Source organism: Eggerthella sp. (genome assembly GCF_048329335.1).
Lineage (GTDB): Bacteria > Actinomycetota > Coriobacteriia > Coriobacteriales > Eggerthellaceae > Eggerthella > Eggerthella lenta.
This window is the reverse complement of sequence record NZ_DBFEGU010000022.1, coordinates 1-16735: the sequence shown is the minus strand read 5'-3', so window position 1 is coordinate 16735 and position 16735 is coordinate 1. Positions and strand designations below refer to the sequence as shown.

Sequence of the window (16735 nt, the reverse complement as noted above, 5' to 3'; positions counted from 1 at the left end):
TTCCTAGGTCAAGCTGAAACCGCCTTCGTTGTAGATGGTTTCGCCCGTAATGAACGAAGCGTCTTCCGAAGCCAGGAACAGCGCGACGTCGACCGTCTCGCGAACTTCGCCGTAGCGTCCGAAGGGCATCTTCGCCAGGAACGCAGCGCTCCGCTCAGGATCGTTGATCGTTCCGGCGGCAATGCGCGTTTTGGATGTGCCGGGAGCTATCGCGTTCACATGAATGCCGTACTTCGCCAGCTCGAGCGCCATCACCTGCGTAAGCATTTTGACGGCGGCTTTCGAGGGGCAATAGGGAGTGATGCCGCCGATGGTCTTGCGGGAGCTGTTCGAGCTCGTGTTCACGATGTAGCCCTTCACGCCAAGCTCGACCATCGTGCGCGCAACAGCCTGGCCGACGTAGAATTCGCCGTTCAGATTCGTGGCCATCACATCGAGCCATCCCTCCTTGCTGCACTCCAGAAACGGCTCCCGATGGCAGATGCCGGCATTGTTCATCAAAACGTCGATTCGCCCGTATCGATCGATGACCTTCTGCACGCTTTCCTGCACCTGATCGTAGTCGCGCACATCGCAGTGCACGCAGAAAACGTGATCGTTGCCCCCGAACACCTCTTCCATCGTATCGTCCTCGATGTCGAAGATGGCAACCTGGGCACCCTCCTTCACGAGTTGCTCGACCATGCCGCGCCCAAGACCGTTGGCACCGCCGGTTACCAGGGCTATCTTGTCAACAAACCGCTCTCTTTCCATTGTCGTCCTCCTAATCTAACGCACAGCTAGAGGCTCTGCCCACCATCCTCGAAGATGATCTCTCCCAACATGAAGGAAGACTCTTCCGAAGCGAGGAACAGCGCCGCATCCACGGCCTCCTTCACTTCGCCGTAGCGGTGCATGGGAATATCGTTCAAGAATTGCTCGTTCATGTGCGGGTTCAAACGCGTCGGCTCGCTCATGCGGGTTTTCGTCGTGCCGGGTCCGAACGCGTTGACGCGTATGCCGTACTCGGCAAGCTCTTTGGCGAACTGCTTGGTGAACACGGCGATGGCCGCCTTGGATGCGGGATACGCGCCAAGGTACTTCGGTATGAAACGGAAGGTGTTCGAGGACGTGTTCACGATAACGCCCTTCGTCTTCTTCGCCACCATGGCCTGGGCAACGGCCTGCGCCACGTAGAACGACCCGTTCACGTTGGTGGCGATCACACGATCCCAGGCATCTTTCGGGCAGGTGAGCATACCGTACTTCTGCCCGTCCTTGATGCTGATGCCCGCGTTGTTCATGAGGATGTCGATGCGACCGAAGCGTTCGACGGCCTCGTCGACCATGCGGTGCACGGCATCGTAATCGGTGATATCGCACGGTATGGTATGAACGCGATCCTCGTCGCCGAACGCATCCTCTAACGTATCGTGCTCGATGTCGACGGCAACCAGCTTCTCGGCGCCTTCCGCAAGGAAACACTTGACCATGCAACGCCCGATACCGTTCGCCGCACCCGTGACCAGCACGATCTTGTTATCGAACCGAGCCATGACACACCCCTTCTCCTTAATGAGTTACCGCGAGCGCGCCGATCGGCGTGCGCCAACCCTCCCCCTTTGGCGCACGCCTTCATCGACGCAGAACGCGCCGTTACTTTGCGTCGGCCGTCGCCAGATGAAGATACGTCGTGGCACCGCCATCGGCGGCAATGAACTCGCCGTTGATAAAGCTGGAATCGTCCGAAGCAAGGAACATGACCACTGAGGCAATCTCCTCGGGCAACGCGTAGCGCTTCATCGACGAGGCGTCCACCAGACCCTTGCGGTTCTGGCCGCGCGGCAAGGTCATCCCTGAAAGCACAAGGCCGGGGTTCACGGCGTTCACGCGTATGCCGTAGGTCCCGAGGTCGGTGGCGGCGGCGCGCGTCATGCCCATGACGGCGGCTTTGGCCATGGCGTAGCCGATGAAGCTTCCGGGGCCGAAATGCGTGCCCTGATAGGAGCACGTGTTGACGATGGTGCCGCCGCCCGCTTCGATGATAGCGGGCGCGCAGTAGTGCATGCCGTTGTACACGCCCCAGCAATCGACGTCCATGATGCGGGTCAGGGATTCGCGCGTCTCGGTGAGCACGGTGCCGTTCTGGCACATCCCGGCATTGTTGACCAGCACGTCGAGCCGACCGCTTTCGTCGACGACCTTCTTCACCAGCGCCCGCCAGGCATCCTCGTCGGCAACGTCCATCGGAAACGCGACGGCCTCCCCACCGTCGGCCTCGATGGCGGCCGCGACGCGCTTCAAGCCCTCTTCCTCGATGTCGGCCATGTACACCTTGGCGCCCTGCTGGGCGATCATCTTGGCCTCCATCTCGCCCTGACCGCCCGCCGCGCCGGTCACGATGGCCACCTGGCCCTCGAACGTGCCCGTCCCCTCGGCAACGCGCGGCCAGCGCTTGGCCTGCGCCTCGGCGTAGACCTTCTCTTCGAACGCCTTCTGATCGGGACCCGAGACGACGGCGTTGTCGAAAAACTCCGCTCGCTTTGACTTCATGGCAACCTTCCCTTTCCACGTACGGCGGTCGCACCGCGCCGCGAGCACGATGCGACCGGACTCTCGTCTACTTCTTCAGCTCCACGGGCACGGCTTCGACGAAATACGTCGTGACGGTGCCGATGAACTCAGCTGCATGCACGCTCGCGCGCAGCTTGAAACCGACCGTGCTGTAGCACTCGTCGAACGCGTCCATATCCTCGAACCAGAACTCCACCATGCCTTCGACCGGCAGGTCGGCGTAATGGACGGACGCGCCTTGGACCATGCGGTCGATGACCAGGTTCTGGTTGTAGCCGCAGTACCCGCTCATCAGCTTCACCAGCAGGGAATGGGTGTACCACCACTCGTCATGGAACGTCGCGGCATCGACGCCCTCCGCACGATCGCAGAAGGACACGCGCTTGATAGCCTTGCCATCGAGGTAGGCCGGAACGGGCGTGTCTACTTTCTTCACCGCGACCAGCGTGGAAACGGGCTCTTCCACGAGCGGCTCCAGAGCAGCCAGCAGAGCATCCCCCGCTTCGTCCATCGCCTGCTGCATGTCGCCGTAGCTGTCGAAGAACATCTCGATGAAGCCGTCGATGTCGATGGCGCCGCGACCCAGATGAGAGCGCTGCTGGCGATCGGTCACGAAATCGATCTCGCACTTCCGCAGCTGGGGCATGCGGGCGATCACGTCGCGCACATCCCCCATCATGCCCTCGCGAAACGCCTCTTCGGAAACCCCTTCTTTGCACTTCAGCAAGCTAATCCTGGAAATCATGTCCTACCCCTTCCTCAGATCGTTCGGGAATTTTAGTATCCGGCAGCTGTTGGGCGCCTTCAACAACGCACTTGAAAGTGCGCAACTCACTTATTGGTAAGATGCATCCGACCAGCACATACGCGTTTTACGCTTCAGCGGCGTCCTTAGCCTTCATCTTCTTGAAGAACATCCACGCCAGCGACAGCAGCACGAGACCGACGATGCAGAGCGCACCGAGGAACGGGAATGCAGAACTGTAGCTGCCCGTGGTGGCAAGCGCGTTGGCGGAAACCACCGGGCCGATGAACGAGGCCAGCGTGTAGCCGATGAACATGAAGCCGTAGTTCTGGCCCGCATTGCCGGGACCGTAGGCATCGGCGCATACCGACGGCATGATGGCCATGATGCCGCCGAAGCAGATACCCAGAATGCATGCCTCCACGATGAAGATCGCGGTGCTCGTTGCATTAGCGAACAGGAACAGGTGGATGACCGCCGTCACCGCAACGGCGACGAACATGGTTTGGAAACGCCCCAACTTATCGGAAATGGCGCCGAGACCCAAACGGCCCGTGCCGTTGGCGATGGCGAAGATGCCCACCATGAGCGCGCCCGTCGCAGCATCCATGCCGGCTTGGACCTGCCCCACCAGCGAAACCGTAGACAGCATCACGCAACCGGTGCAGGCAACGGTGCCGAAGAACAGCAGCAGCGTCCAGAAGAACGGGGTCTTCAGCATCTGACCGGACGTGTAGTTCTTCACGCGCTTCGTATCGCTCTCGGCCGGCGGATTCCAACCCTCGGGCTTGAAATCAGCAGCAGGCATCTTGAGGAAGCGGGACAACACGATGAAGCCGACGATGCAGAACACGCCCACGATGTTGAACGCGATGCTCACGTTGAAGTTCTCGATGATCATGTTGCCCATAGGAGCCGTGAACAACGGGTAGATGGCCATGATGGCCAGAGCCACGCCGTTGGCGAAACCGCGCTTGTCAGGGTACCACCGCGTAGCGATAGCGAGGGCAAGGTTGTAGCAAATACCGTCGCACACGCCTACCAGCAGGCCGAACGATATGTATAGCACCGGGATGGTGCTGGCAAAGCCCGTCAGGAACCAGCCCAGGCCGAAGCCGATGCCGGCAACGGTCATGATGATATGCGCAGGCGCCTTGCGCTGCAGCCATCCGCCGATGGGACCGCTCAAACCGATCATAGCGATAACGATGGTGTAGGCGAACGACACCGACTGAGGCGAGAAGCCATAAGCTTCCATCAGGGGCTTCTGGAAGATGCTCCAAATATTCAACGACGCCGTCAGCGCACCGCACAAGGCCGCGCAGATCAGGATGACCCCGCGACGATAAGTTTTAACCGACATTGTTCTTTCCTCCTTGTTTACCTTCGAAATTGCATTCCGAAACGAACAGCGGTCCGTCTCGTGCGAAACCCTGGCTTCGCCCGGCAGTCACCTCCCTCGGTTCGCGTCGCTTCCGGTTTCCCTTCATGCACTCCGTGTCCCGCCGAGTCGCGCGCATTGACACGACGGGACACGGGATGATGCCTTACAGAAGACAGCCCACGCGGCGTCCGTCGGCGAACGCATGCTTGAGGAACGCGTTCTCGCCGCCGAGCGTCGAGCCTATCTCGTACACCTCGTCGACGAGCGACGCGGCCATGTCGAAAAACGCCGGGTCGCGCTGCTCAGGCAGCATGACCATCATGGAATCGCACGGCACCAGCTCTTCTCCCCCCTGCGAGAACCTCAGCAGCGCCCCTTGCTTGCCGAATTCAGCCACCGTGGCATCGCGTACAACACGAACCCCTGCGCGATTGAACCACGGCTCGATACGTTCTTTGTACTTGAGCGGAATCAAACCGCCCACATCCCCATCTTCGGCGACCAGCACGATGTCCTTGCCGCGCTTGCGCATGAACTCGGCGCATTGAGCGCCCTCGGCGCCTGCACCCCAAATCACGATCCTCTTGCCTACGGGGAAGAACTTCTCGCTCATCGAAGCAAGCTTGTCCGGACCGAACATCTTGAGCGGTACCTGCGCAAGCTTCGACATCATCGGGATGGTGAACACGTTCTTGCGATGTATGCCCGGAATATCGGGGATGCGATACGGCGACGAAGTGGCCACGACCACCGCATCAGGAGCTTCTTGGCGGATGAGCTGCTCGTCAACTTCGGTTTTCAGCCTCACCTCGACGTCAGACTTCTCGATCATGGCGGTCAAGTGGTTGAAGATATGCATGACCTCTTCGCATCCGCCGCTCTTGATCATGGCCGCCAGCTTGATGCGTCCGCCCAAAGCGCCCGCCTTCTCGTACAAGGTCACCTCGTGCCCTCGTTCGGAGAGCGTGCACGCGCATTCCATGCCCGCCGGACCGCCGCCTACCACCATCACGCGCTTCTTCTTCGCCACCGGCTTGGCGGCTAGTTGGCGCTCTTGACCCAAGGTGGGATTCACGCGACAGATGCGCGGTTGCGTGACCGGATCTTCGCAGCTCGCGCAACGCGTGCAACGCATGATCTCGTCGATACGCCCCTCGTCCACCTTGCGCGCGAACCACGGATCGGCCCACAGCGTGCGGCCGAGCGCGATGACGTCGGCATCGCCGGCTTCGAGCACGCGCTCTGCCAAGTTCTCGTCCATGCGGCCCGCCGTGATGACCGGCACGTCCACAGCATCCTTGATCCGCCGAGCAACGGCCGTCCACAGACCCACCCCGCGGTACTCGTCCACGAAGGGCTCCATGAACGGATCGGGTTCCGGGTACGGGAAGTAGTCGGGGCAGTAGCGAAACGGCGTGGGACCGTACCCGTATCCGGCGATGCTGATGTACTGGGCGCCGGCCTCCACGAACGCTCGGGCGTTCTCGGCAGCTTGCTCGGCCGTGATACCCTGCTTCGTGGGATGGAATTCGCGCCCGTTCAGACGGCAGCCGATGACGAAGTCGGGGCCGCACGCCTCGCGGATGCCTTCGATGATCTCGCGCACGATGCGCGTGCGGTTCTCGACGTTCTGGCAACCGTATTCGTCATCGCGCTTGTTCCAAAGCGGGCTGACGAAGCTGTCGAGAAAGTACCCGTGAGCCACGTGCACCTCGACGGCATCGAACCCGCCCTTCTGCAGCCGCACGGCAGCCTCGATCTGCAAGCGCTGCTTCTCGTGGATCTCCTCGACCGTCAGGCCGCGAGGGGCTTGGCACCACGGCTTGGGAACCGGCATCTCGTCCTCGGACAACGTAGAGGACGAGATCGGGGGAGGCCCGTCAGGGGTCGGGCCGGCCGAAGGACCGATATGATGCAACTGACCGATGGTGAGGCACCCGTGCTTGTGAACGGCCTCGTTGAGCTCGATCATGCCGGGAATGAACCTGTCGTCGTAAGCGCCCAGGTAGATGCCTCCCGCAGGTTCCCACAGTATGGCCGCGACATCGATAGCCGCAACTCCCCCTTCCGCCATGTTCTCGTACATGGCGATGGCATCGCTGCCGTCGGCGGTGCAGTCCTCGTTCCGGCGCCACGACGACTGAGGAGCCTTGATCATCCGGTTCTTCAACACGAAATTCGGCGCTATCTCAATCGGAGACAAAAGCTTCTCGAAGCCTTTCATGCAAACTCCCCTCCCTTCGTCTCGCGATTACAGCTTCAGGGCGACGGCTCGGCCCTGGCCCACCGCGTCGACCATGAGCGTGGATCCGGGTCCCTGGCATGCGCCGATGGGATACACCTCGGGGGCCAGGTCTTTCAGCTGGTCGTACAAGCTCAGGCCGGAACCGGGAGACTTGAACACCAGGATGCTGTCGGCCTTGAGATAGCGCTCTTCGCCGTCCTTGACGTACGTGATGCCGCGCTTGTCGATCGAGCGGTACTCGACGCCGGTGATCGTCTCCACGTCGTTTTCCCGCAGCCACTTAAGCGACCTGCTCTTGTACCGCGGCGGCAACCCCTCTCCCACCGTGTCCAAATCTTCGAGCACCGTGACGTTTTTTCCGCGTTTGCGCAGGAAGATCGCGCCTTGCACGCCTTCGATCTGAGCTCCGAGGACGACGCAGTTCTTGCCGATGCCCGGCAGGGCGATCTGGGAGAGCTTGTTGATGGCGTTTGCGCCGAAGAGCTTGAGCGGCTTTTCGGCCAAGCGGGTGAGCTGGGGAACCGTGGAGACGATACCCAAGTCGATGCCCGGAACGTCGGGCGCGCCGTACACGCCTCCCGTCGCGACGATGACCGCATCGGGCTTCATGGCGCGCACGAAATCGGGCGTCACCGTCGTTTTGGTCTTGATGGTAAGCCCCGGCGTCTTCTTGGCCTGAGACGTCAGCCAATCGATGAGCGCAGGGACGTTCTCGCACACCGTGCCCTTCACCATGGTGGCCAGGTTGAGCTCGAGGGCCAGGACGGATTCCTTCTCGCACAGCGTGACTTCATGGCCGCGCTCGGCGGCGACGCGGGCAGCCTCGAGACCCGCGGCGCCAGCGCCTACCACCAGCACCTTCTTCTTAGTCTCCGCAGGCACGACGGCCATTTCCCGCTCGCGCAGGAACGCCGGGTTCACGCGGCAACGGCGGTGCGGCGTCTCGTTCATGCGCAGCTCGTCGCACGTTGCGCAATGGTTGCAACGGCGAATGTCCTCGGGTGCCCCTTCCGCGATCTTGTTGGGCATGTCGGGGTCGGCCCACAGAGCGCGTGCGAACATCGCCAGGTCGATCTCGCCCTTCTCAAGCGCCGCCTCGGCCTTTTCAGGCGTTGCGAAGCCGACGCCGAACACCGGAGCCGACACGGCCTGCTTGATGGCGGCAGCGGGGGGAATGGAGAGGCCTTCGCCGTCCAGACGATCGAGGAACTGCTTCATATCCTCGTCGGGAGACGGGTACATCCAGTAGTCCAGAGCGAACTGCATGGGAACCGGACCGTAGCCGTAACCCGTCACGCTGATGTAGTCGGCTCCGGCAGCATCGTAGAACTTCGCGATCTCCACGCCCTCTTCGATGGTGATGGCATCGGGATGCCCGTATTCCTGGCCATTCGTGCGAACGCCCACGATGAAGTCCTCGCCGCACCGCTCCTTCACGCCGCGGATGATCTCGCATACCAAACGCGTGCGGTTCTCGACGGACTGGCAACCGTACTGATCGTCGCGATGGTTCCATACGCGCGACACGAAGCTCAGCAGGAAGTAGCCGTTCGCCGCGTGCACCTCGATGCCGTCGAGACCGGCCTTCTTGGCGCGCTCGGCCGCTGCGAAGTAGCGATCTTTGAACGCCTCGATCTCTTCGAGCGAAAGGCCGCGCGTAGGGTTGCAGTACGGTTCGGGGCTCGGGAGCTCGTCTGCGGTCAACGTGGAAGAGCACCAGGCTCCGCCCTTGGTCTTGATGGCGGCACCGTTCTGGAATATCTGGGCGATGAGCTCGCATCCGTTCCCGTGCACGGCGTCGGCCAATTGAGAAAGGCCGGGAATGAACTTGTCATCGTACAAACCGCCCAGCGGGTAGGTTTCCACGGTGTACACGCCGCCGTCGGCATCGTCGATCAAGGTGGCAGGATCGTCGCAGATCATGCCGCCCAAGATGATCGCCGAAGCGCCGCCCTTGGAAATCGCATCGTACAGGCCGATGATCCTCTCGTTGCAGAACTGGCCCGGATCCCACGACATCGCGGACGACGGCGCTTTGACCATGCGATTTCTCCACTGGTGGGTACCGATGGTTATCGGCTCTAGCAACTTCTCGTAAGCTTTCATATCGTTGATCCTTTTTCTCGTGCTTCTTCTTTACTGAAACGCAGCTTTTTTGACGGAAGATCGCAGGCTCCTATGCAGACGGCAAGGCAACCGGATAGGTTTCGGTCAGGTAGGTGTTGATCGCCCCGATGAACTCCGAGCTGTGCGCAGAGGCGCGCGCGAATTCGGGGGAAGCGTAGTACTCGTCGAACGCTTCTTTCGTTTCGAACCACATCTCCACGACGCCTTCTACAGGAAGCTCCTCGTACGGAACGGATACGCCGCCGTCGATGCGGTCGATGACGAGATCCTGGTTGTACCCCACGCACCCGGGAACGGTCTGCACCAAGCGGTCGTGCACGTTCCACCATTCTTTGACGAATTGCTCGGAAGTAACGCCGTCGGCGCGACCGAGAAACGACACGCGCTTGATGAGCTTCCTGCCGCGCAGGTACTCCGGGATCCGAATGACTTCGCGCTTGGCCAGCACGAGAATTTGGCAATGGGGGTTGGCGAACATCGGGACATCGTTCGCTCCTTCGCCGTGCAGCGACTCCACGCCCTCGACCATGTCGCCGTAACTGTCGAATTGCAGCTCGGAATACCCGTCGATAACCACCGAACCCCGTCCGATAGCATGGCGATGCTCGGCATCGACTACGACGTGCTGGTCGTACTTGCGCAGATTCGCCATCTTGCTTGCGATGGGACCATGGACGTTCAGCCAGTAGTCCTTGAACTCCTCCATGCCCATGCCGTCTTTTTTCTGCATCAATCCGCATCTGCTGATCATGGCGATCACCCTCCTTGAATCGAACGTGCAAATGGCCCCGTGTTTCGGCAGCTCCCCTGCGCCTCGCCTGCATGAGCATCGCCGCTGTAACCACCGCCTACGAACTCCGCATAACCGCATACTATGATCATTTGAAATCAGCCTCAATAACGCACTTTAAAGTCATAAGGGCACTTATAAGTAAGCGGCAACCCCCTGCCAAAGCCTCCAATATCAAGCCTTTGATCAGCGGTTTCGATACATTTCCATGAAGGGGCGATCGCAATCGCCGCTACAGCAATCCACCCATCCTCGCCATGGTGAGCACGAGCACGAGCACCGCGGTCGCAACCAGCACGTACGGACCGTTCCACCGTAGGCTGACCTTGATCGGCGATTGCCCGACCATGTCGGAAACGGCCACGACATTCGCAGACGCAGGGCAAAGCGCATTCCCCATCGCCCAGCTGATCGACAAAACAAGAGCGAGGTAGATGGGCGAAACGCCCCATTGAGAAGCGCCCATCGTCCCTCCCACCACGGCAACGACCGCAATGGGGTGGATACCGACCGCCGACGTCGCAAGCGTGATACCGATGATCGCAACGGTCAACAACAGCACGCTTTGCCCCGTCATATGCAAAAGAGATCCGACCAGAGCATCACCCAGATGGGAATAGCCGATGCTCTGCGCGAAGAACCCAGCCCCGGCGAACAAGACGATCTGATTCTTCGACTGGGGAAGCTTGTTGTTGAAGTAGTCCCCCCTGAATTCCCGCGCATACGTCGGAAGGCGCCCGATGGCAGCCATCCATGCAACGGGGAAAACCAGCGATGCCATGGCAACGACGACAATGGCGGAAAGCCCGCCCAGCTGGGACGTCGCCGCTACGGAAACAACGAGCAAGAAAGCGAACGCGCTAAGCTCGACGACCTTCCCCGCATCAATCTTGCCCGCAGGCGCCTCCGCCTCATCCGAAGAGGCCTTCGCCGCCTCATCCCTTACGAACGTCATCAGAAAACCAACGGCGCCGGCGATAAGCGCACATGCGATAGCAAAAGGAAAGAACGCCACCCAATCGACTCCCGTCAGCTGGACAACCAAAGCAATCGTTGCCGACGTCGGCGCCCATATCATGCAGGTGATGAACCCTCGGCTGAGAGCCGAAGCCAGAAGCTTTTCGTCGTAGTTGCAGCCGCTCGCACGGGACACCTCATAGGTCAACGGAACCGCCGCGATGCTGATAAGCACTCCGACGAACGCAGCCATGATGCTTACCAGCGCGTAATAACGGCTGTCGGTGTTTGCGTAACGGACGAACACCTCGCGAAGCGACTCGCCGTATCCCCCATGCTGCACAGGAATGCTCAAAAGCGGCACCAGGACGAACATGGCGATGAGGTACGAGTTTTCCCGTAACGCCTGCTTCCACACATCAAGCGGCGCTTGCGAATGCAGCAACAAAGCTATGCTCGAACCGAAAAGCAGAATCCCGATGACTCTCGACGACCCGGTCGACGCTGCAAAGCTCAGCGCGATAACGCCAACCATCAACATCAAGTTCAAATCGTCGAGCATCGACGATGCAAAGAATACGTTTGCTATCAAGCTGACGCCCAAACAAAAGGTGGCTGCGCTTCTCGTCGTGCGAACGAGACCTCTCACGTCGGTCATGCCGTCTTCTTCCTAACCCGCCCCGACTAAAAAGGGCACGGGAGGGTCGCCTCCCGCGCCCTTCTCGCTAATCGGATACCCTCTTTCCCTTGACGTAATACCCTTTCAAAAGGAACACCGAGGTCAACAGCGTTACGAGAACGGATCCTATCATCAAGTAGGTGATGGACAGATTATCGCCCGTGGCAGCGATAAGCGCCGTTGCAGCAAGGGGCGCCAAACCGCCGAAGACCGCGGCCGCGATGTTGTAAGAGAAACCGATCCCACTGTTGCGAAGCTTGGTGGGAAACACCTCAGCCGAAACCACCACGATGGCGACAGCCAAAATCGTCTGGAATACGATGAGTATCCCCAGCAAACCGATCATCAAGACGGCGTTGGTCTGCTGAATCAAAATGTAGAACACCGGATAGGACAAGATAAGGAACCCGAGGCAACCGACGATCAGGCACCTCCGCCTTCCCACCTTATCGATGAGCATGCCCACGACAGGGCAAAGCAGCAGGTTGATCGCGATAACTGACGTGTTGACGATGAACGCGCTCGAGAACGAGGTTCCCATAAACTGCGAGATATACGTCGGCATATAGGTAATCAGAATATAGTAGGTCGCGCTCGAGCCGACCAGCAGCCCGATGACCGTGATGATGGACTTCTTGTAGCGCAGGAACAGCTCCTTGACCGGCGTATGGTCCTCTTCTTTCACTTCCGCCTTCGCCTTCAGGAACTCAGGGGAATCGGGAACGTTCTTGCGCATATGCATGCCGTAAAAAGCGATCAAGATGCCGAAAAGGAACGGAACGCGCCACCCCCAATCGTACAGAGCGGCTTCGGGCAGGAGCGTCGTGACGAGCAGACCGGCAGCGGAGCCCAAAAGCAGACCGCAGCCAACGCTGAACGGCTGCCAGCTGCAGAGGAAAGCCCGGTTGTTCGGCGTCCCGTATTCCGAGATGAACGTCAGCGAAGAGCCGAATTCGCCTCCCGTCGCCAAGCCCTGCAGCAGGCGCAGCACCGTGAGCAGGATCGGCGCCAGAATACCCACCTGGGAGTACGTAGGCAAGCATCCCATGAGCATGGTGCATACTCCCATGCATAAGATCGTCAACGTCAATGCTTTGATTCTTCCGTGCTTGTCGGCGTATGCGCCGATAAGGATGCCGCCGATAGGTCGGACGAGAAAGCCCGTTCCAAAGACCAGGAAGCTGAGCAGAAGGCCGACGATAGGATCGTCGGCAACGAAGAAATCTGCGGAAATGATCGCTGCAAAATACCCGTACAGCCCGTAGTCGAACCACTCCAGCATATTTCCAAGGCTCCCCGAGAACACCGCCCTGGCCAACGAGGTTTTTTTCTTTTCAGTTGCCACCATATTTCATCCTCTCCCGAAAAAGCCCGAGACGACCGCGTCGCTCGCAATGGGTCTGATGGCGCCCTTGCCACGATGCGGCGCATCTGCAAGAACGTCGGGTTGAGCGAACGCGGACAACGCTCGCTCCGGAGGTTCCCCTTGTACCTTTCGAAATATCCGGCATGGCGGCGGCCCTCATCGGGCACGCCGCCATAAAGCTCGACTAGGCCTGCTCCATTGCGATAGGCTTCGCCTCAACCAGGTATGTCGTGATGTTGTCGATGAACTCAGCTCCGTGCGCACCCGTGCGCTTGAACGCAGGAGTTCCGTAGCACTCGTCGAACGCCTTCATGTTCTCGAACCAGAACTCCACGACGCCCTCGATCGGAAGCTCTTCGAACGGCACGGACTCCCCGTCCACGATGCGGTCGATGACGAGGTTCTGATTGTAGCCTGCATAGCCCGTCATGGTCTTGACCAGCGCAGAATGCATCTGCCACCATTCATCCTGAAACACCGCCGCACTCACACCGTCCTTTCGCCCGAGAAAGGACATGCGCTTGATCAGCTTGACGCCGTCGAGAAAGGCGGGAACCGGTGTATCGACCTTCTTCACCGCCACGAGCGCCGGGATGTCGGGAGCCGCGAACTGGGCGTAATCGGCTGCAAGCGATTCCTCGAGCGCAGCCATGCCACGCACCATGTCGCCGTAGCTGTCGAAGAACATCTCCGTGTAACCGTCGATTTCCGTCGAGCCGCGATCAAACGGCGAACGCTGCTCGTTGTCCACCACCACGTTCGTCTCGCATCCCTTGAGGTAGGGCATCGTGGCCAGAAGCCCTGCGTGAGCCTGCGTCAGATACGCAGAGAACTCCTCAGCAGACAGCCCCTCTTTCCGTTTGAGCAAGTTGATTCTCGAAATCATGCCGATCATCCTTTCTGAAACGTACCCCGTCCTTGCACCGCAAGTCACTTCGAGATGCGGTTCCTACCTCGTATTCTGTTGACGCAGGGTTGTCAGCGCAATAATGCACTTATAAGTGCGCTTCTTACTTGAAAGTGAGGCAAACGGACAATCGAAGAGAACGAGGACAAGAACAGCAAGGCGGTCGGCATAATGCGAAAATTATTGAAGGCTTTCCCTTGTTTCGACAGGCGAAGATTACGCTTCGTCCGTATCTTCTTCGCCCGCGCTACCGCGCACGTCGAACGTAGAGGGGTCGAATTGCCAAATGATACGCTCGCCGCTACCTTGTTCGGCGTCGCTCGCGGCACTGCCGTACATCAGCACGCCATCACCCATCGTGCCTTTCGTGCGTTGCAGCGTCTCTGCGGAGAATCCCCCGTACGCCGCCCCCCAATCCCGGATGAAATACAAGACGTTCGCGAAGCTTACGCCCTTCGCCGTGAGAAGATAATCGACCCGAAGCGGCTTGACCTCCACGACGATACGCTCGATGATCCCCACTTGCTCCAGCTCGCTTAAATGCTGACTGAACATTTTGTGGGAGATATCGTGAGGGATGCGCTTTCTCAATTCGCTGTAGCGCGCCCTTTTGCCGGGAGCCATGCTCAGATACCACACGATAAAGGGCTTCCATTTACCTCCCAGTATCGAAGCGACATAGGAAAGGGAGCATGAAGTTAAATCTTCCATTTTCTCGAGCATACGACCTACTTCCCTCGATTAACGATTCAACGGGCAACGTGGTTGATTATAGAGAAGACGGAGGATCGCCAAGCTAGCGATTCCGTCGGCAAGAAAACCGCACTATAACCGACAAGATGCCGGTTAAGCGAAAACGCGCTCTCCGGCTTTTCTCAAAGTTCCCCATCGACCGCCGACGTCTTTTCGCCAAGCGCTTCAGATCCCCGAGAAGGCGCGAGGCGACTTATAGATGTCCACTAGGACGCAAATCAAGGCATTACCATAAAGTAAGTATCTATAGCGAGCGCGAGCCGCGCAAGAACGCACTTGAAAGTAACCTTGCACCCGCAAGGACGGGGAGCAGCTGGTCCTGAATACGGTCGATCGGGAAAGCCGCCGACGCATAACGCGATCTTCTACACCGCGTACTCGTACATGACAGCGGAGCGGCCGAGGCGGTCGTAGAAGCCTTCGCAAACGCCGCAATTCGCGAAACCGCACGACTCGTAGAGGCTCTGCGCGCGCACGTTGGTAGTGAACGTGTCGAGACGCACGGCTCTCTTGCCAGCCGCCCGCGCGACATCGATGCACGCCTCCATCATAGCGCGCGCGAATCCGCGGCCGTGGTAGGCCGGCAGCGTTCCCAACACGTGCACCACCAGCACCTCGTCGGGCGCGGCCGCCACATGCCAGGAAACGCTTTCGTAACCGGCATCGCCTTCGCCGTTCAGCACCATGGCCGACGCGATGCAGGTCGCGCCCTCGCCGTCCTCAACCAACCCCACGTACACCTCTCCCGCATCCACCGATGCGCGCAAAAACGCCGACGACGGATGCACGTCGTGCTCCCAGCACACGTCGAATTCCGTGCCGCGCATCCCGTCGATCATGTTCGTGTAGAAGTCCAGCACCTGGTCGAACTCGTCGGCTCGCGCTCGCCGCACCTTCAGCATCGGACGTCCTCCCCAATCGCGGTTGTTCTTCTGCACATACGATACCAGAGGATCCCCCGTGATCCGTCGACCGTCGCCCGCATCCTGCCGAATTCAGCGCGCACGCTCCAGCGCCGCAGCGGTTTTCGACGCCCATGCGTAATCCGGAAGATACGGTCCCAAAGGCACGCCCTTCAAGGCGGAATCGCCTTCGAGCAGCCGGTAGTAGTCGCACTCGATCATCGAAGACCGCACCGAAAGATGGTTGCGACGGCGCACGACCGTCTGCTCCGCGCCCACTTCCCGCAGCGCCTTCATCATGTCCGCAATGATGGTCTGCAGCATCTTCTGATGCGAGACGTCGTAGTACACGTTATCCCACAACGCGCGCTATCTGCACGTTCGACGCTCCCGCACCGCGCCGGTCGACGAGGAAGGCGAACAGCTCCTTGCTCTTGCTGCGCTTGAAATGCACCGGCACGTCGCCTGCGTACACCTCGAATCCCCCGAACGTCTGCACGCGCACAAGCGCTCGTTCGGCAGGCGCTCGGCGTTCTCTCGCATGGGCGATCTCGCGCTCCAAGTCCTCGACGGAAACTGGCTTGAGGACGTACCCGTCCGCATGGATCCTGAACGCGTCGACGGCGTAATCGGCATACCCCGTGACGAACACGACGGCGCATCCGGGGCACAGTTCGCGCACGCGCTCGGCAAGCTCCAACCCGTCGGAATCTCGCAAGCTGATATCCAGGAAGGCGATGTCCGCGGCAGCGCCCTCGAGGAACGCGCACGCTTCCGCAGCCGTCTCGAACAACTCCGGCGCTTCAACGCCGTCGATGCGCGCCAGTTTCTTCGCCAAACTCTCCAAAGCGATCCGCTCGTCGTCCACCACGATGGGCTTGATCATCGCGAACCTCCCTCTTCCTCGCATGGAACCGTCATCGTCACGCTGGCGCCTCCGCCCGCTTCGTTCTCCACGCGCATCGTGCCGCCGCAGGTCGCGGCGACGCGGGCCGCGACGTTCGCCAGTCCGACATGGTTGCGCGCGGGCGCTTCGCCCGGCGGCCGATTGTCGGGTATGCCGACGTCGACGCCCTCCTTGAACCGCGCGATCGAGCGCTCGTCGAATCCGGGGCCGTTGTCGGTCACGCGCACGACGAACGACCGCCCCTCGCGCCACGACGAAACCTTCACGACGCCCTCGCCAGCCCGCCGGGAAGCGCCGTGCTTGATGGCGTTCTCCACCAGCGGCTGCACGCTTAACGACGGCACGAGAAAATCGTCCGCGCGCACGTCGTACTCCACCTTGATGGAAGGGTACCTCAGCTGCTCGATGGCCACGTAGTGG

16 protein-coding genes are annotated in these 16735 nt (G+C 60.1%); all 16 read right to left on the bottom strand.

The window, feature by feature from the left end; translation table 11 throughout:
- Positions 1–3: 3 nt before the first annotated feature.
- Complete coding sequence (locus ACMO6A_RS00675; protein WP_009305958.1) at positions 4–753, bottom strand: SDR family NAD(P)-dependent oxidoreductase; 750 nt, start codon at positions 751–753, stop codon at positions 4–6.
- A 26-nt stretch (positions 754–779) separates the two neighbouring features.
- A complete protein-coding gene (locus ACMO6A_RS00670) occupies positions 780–1535 on the bottom strand; it encodes an SDR family NAD(P)-dependent oxidoreductase (RefSeq protein ID WP_114551131.1) in 756 nt (251 codons plus the stop codon).
- A 100-nt stretch (positions 1536–1635) separates the two neighbouring features.
- Positions 1636–2532, bottom strand: a complete 897-nt coding sequence (locus tag ACMO6A_RS00665; RefSeq protein WP_114550913.1) for an SDR family NAD(P)-dependent oxidoreductase — start codon at positions 2530–2532, stop codon at positions 1636–1638.
- Positions 2533–2599: 67 nt separating this feature from the next.
- Positions 2600–3298 carry an EthD domain-containing protein gene (locus ACMO6A_RS00660; RefSeq protein WP_114538327.1) on the bottom strand — a complete coding sequence of 233 codons (699 nt, stop codon included), beginning with the start codon at positions 3296–3298 and terminating at the stop codon, positions 2600–2602.
- 127 nt (positions 3299–3425) lie between these two features.
- Entirely contained in the window at positions 3426–4661 is a 1236-nt protein-coding gene (locus ACMO6A_RS00655; RefSeq protein ID WP_009305954.1) for an OFA family MFS transporter, read from the bottom strand.
- 184 nt (positions 4662–4845) lie between these two features.
- Positions 4846–6906, bottom strand: coding sequence for an FAD-dependent oxidoreductase (locus ACMO6A_RS00650; protein ID WP_418470648.1), 2061 nt, complete (start codon positions 6904–6906; stop codon positions 4846–4848).
- A 27-nt stretch (positions 6907–6933) separates the two neighbouring features.
- Positions 6934–9033: an FAD-dependent oxidoreductase gene (locus ACMO6A_RS00645; RefSeq protein WP_015759934.1), complete on the bottom strand. Its 2100-nt coding sequence runs from the start codon at positions 9031–9033 to the stop codon at positions 6934–6936.
- A gap of 70 nt (positions 9034–9103) precedes the next feature.
- The gene (locus tag ACMO6A_RS00640) at positions 9104–9805 is read right to left on the bottom strand and encodes an EthD family reductase (protein ID WP_015759933.1); all 702 of its coding nucleotides are present in this window, start codon (positions 9803–9805) and stop codon (positions 9104–9106) included.
- A 271-nt stretch (positions 9806–10076) separates the two neighbouring features.
- Positions 10077–11459 carry a C4-dicarboxylate ABC transporter gene (locus ACMO6A_RS00635; protein WP_009305950.1) on the bottom strand — a complete coding sequence of 461 codons (1383 nt, stop codon included), beginning with the start codon at positions 11457–11459 and terminating at the stop codon, positions 10077–10079.
- Positions 11460–11526: 67 nt separating this feature from the next.
- A complete protein-coding gene (locus ACMO6A_RS00630) occupies positions 11527–12828 on the bottom strand; it encodes an MFS transporter (protein ID WP_009305949.1) in 1302 nt (433 codons plus the stop codon).
- Positions 12829–13030: 202 nt separating this feature from the next.
- Entirely contained in the window at positions 13031–13732 is a 702-nt protein-coding gene (locus ACMO6A_RS00625; RefSeq protein WP_009305948.1) for an EthD domain-containing protein, read from the bottom strand.
- Positions 13733–13969: 237 nt separating this feature from the next.
- Positions 13970–14476: a winged helix-turn-helix transcriptional regulator gene (locus tag ACMO6A_RS00620; protein ID WP_418470647.1), complete on the bottom strand. Its 507-nt coding sequence runs from the start codon at positions 14474–14476 to the stop codon at positions 13970–13972.
- A gap of 395 nt (positions 14477–14871) precedes the next feature.
- The gene (locus tag ACMO6A_RS00615; RefSeq protein WP_009608154.1) at positions 14872–15408 is read right to left on the bottom strand and encodes a GNAT family N-acetyltransferase; all 537 of its coding nucleotides are present in this window, start codon (positions 15406–15408) and stop codon (positions 14872–14874) included.
- A gap of 93 nt (positions 15409–15501) precedes the next feature.
- Positions 15502–15759: a hypothetical protein gene (locus ACMO6A_RS00610; RefSeq protein WP_229065494.1), complete on the bottom strand. Its 258-nt coding sequence runs from the start codon at positions 15757–15759 to the stop codon at positions 15502–15504.
- 1 nt (position 15760) lies between these two features.
- Positions 15761–16294 (bottom strand): LytR/AlgR family response regulator transcription factor, encoded by a 534-nt coding sequence (locus ACMO6A_RS00605; protein WP_229065493.1) that lies wholly within the window; start codon positions 16292–16294, stop codon positions 15761–15763.
- Positions 16291–16735 (bottom strand): sensor histidine kinase (locus ACMO6A_RS00600; RefSeq protein WP_418470646.1); only part of this gene is annotated, 445 nt, incomplete at its 5' end. The genes ACMO6A_RS00600 and ACMO6A_RS00605, both read right to left, overlap by 4 nt.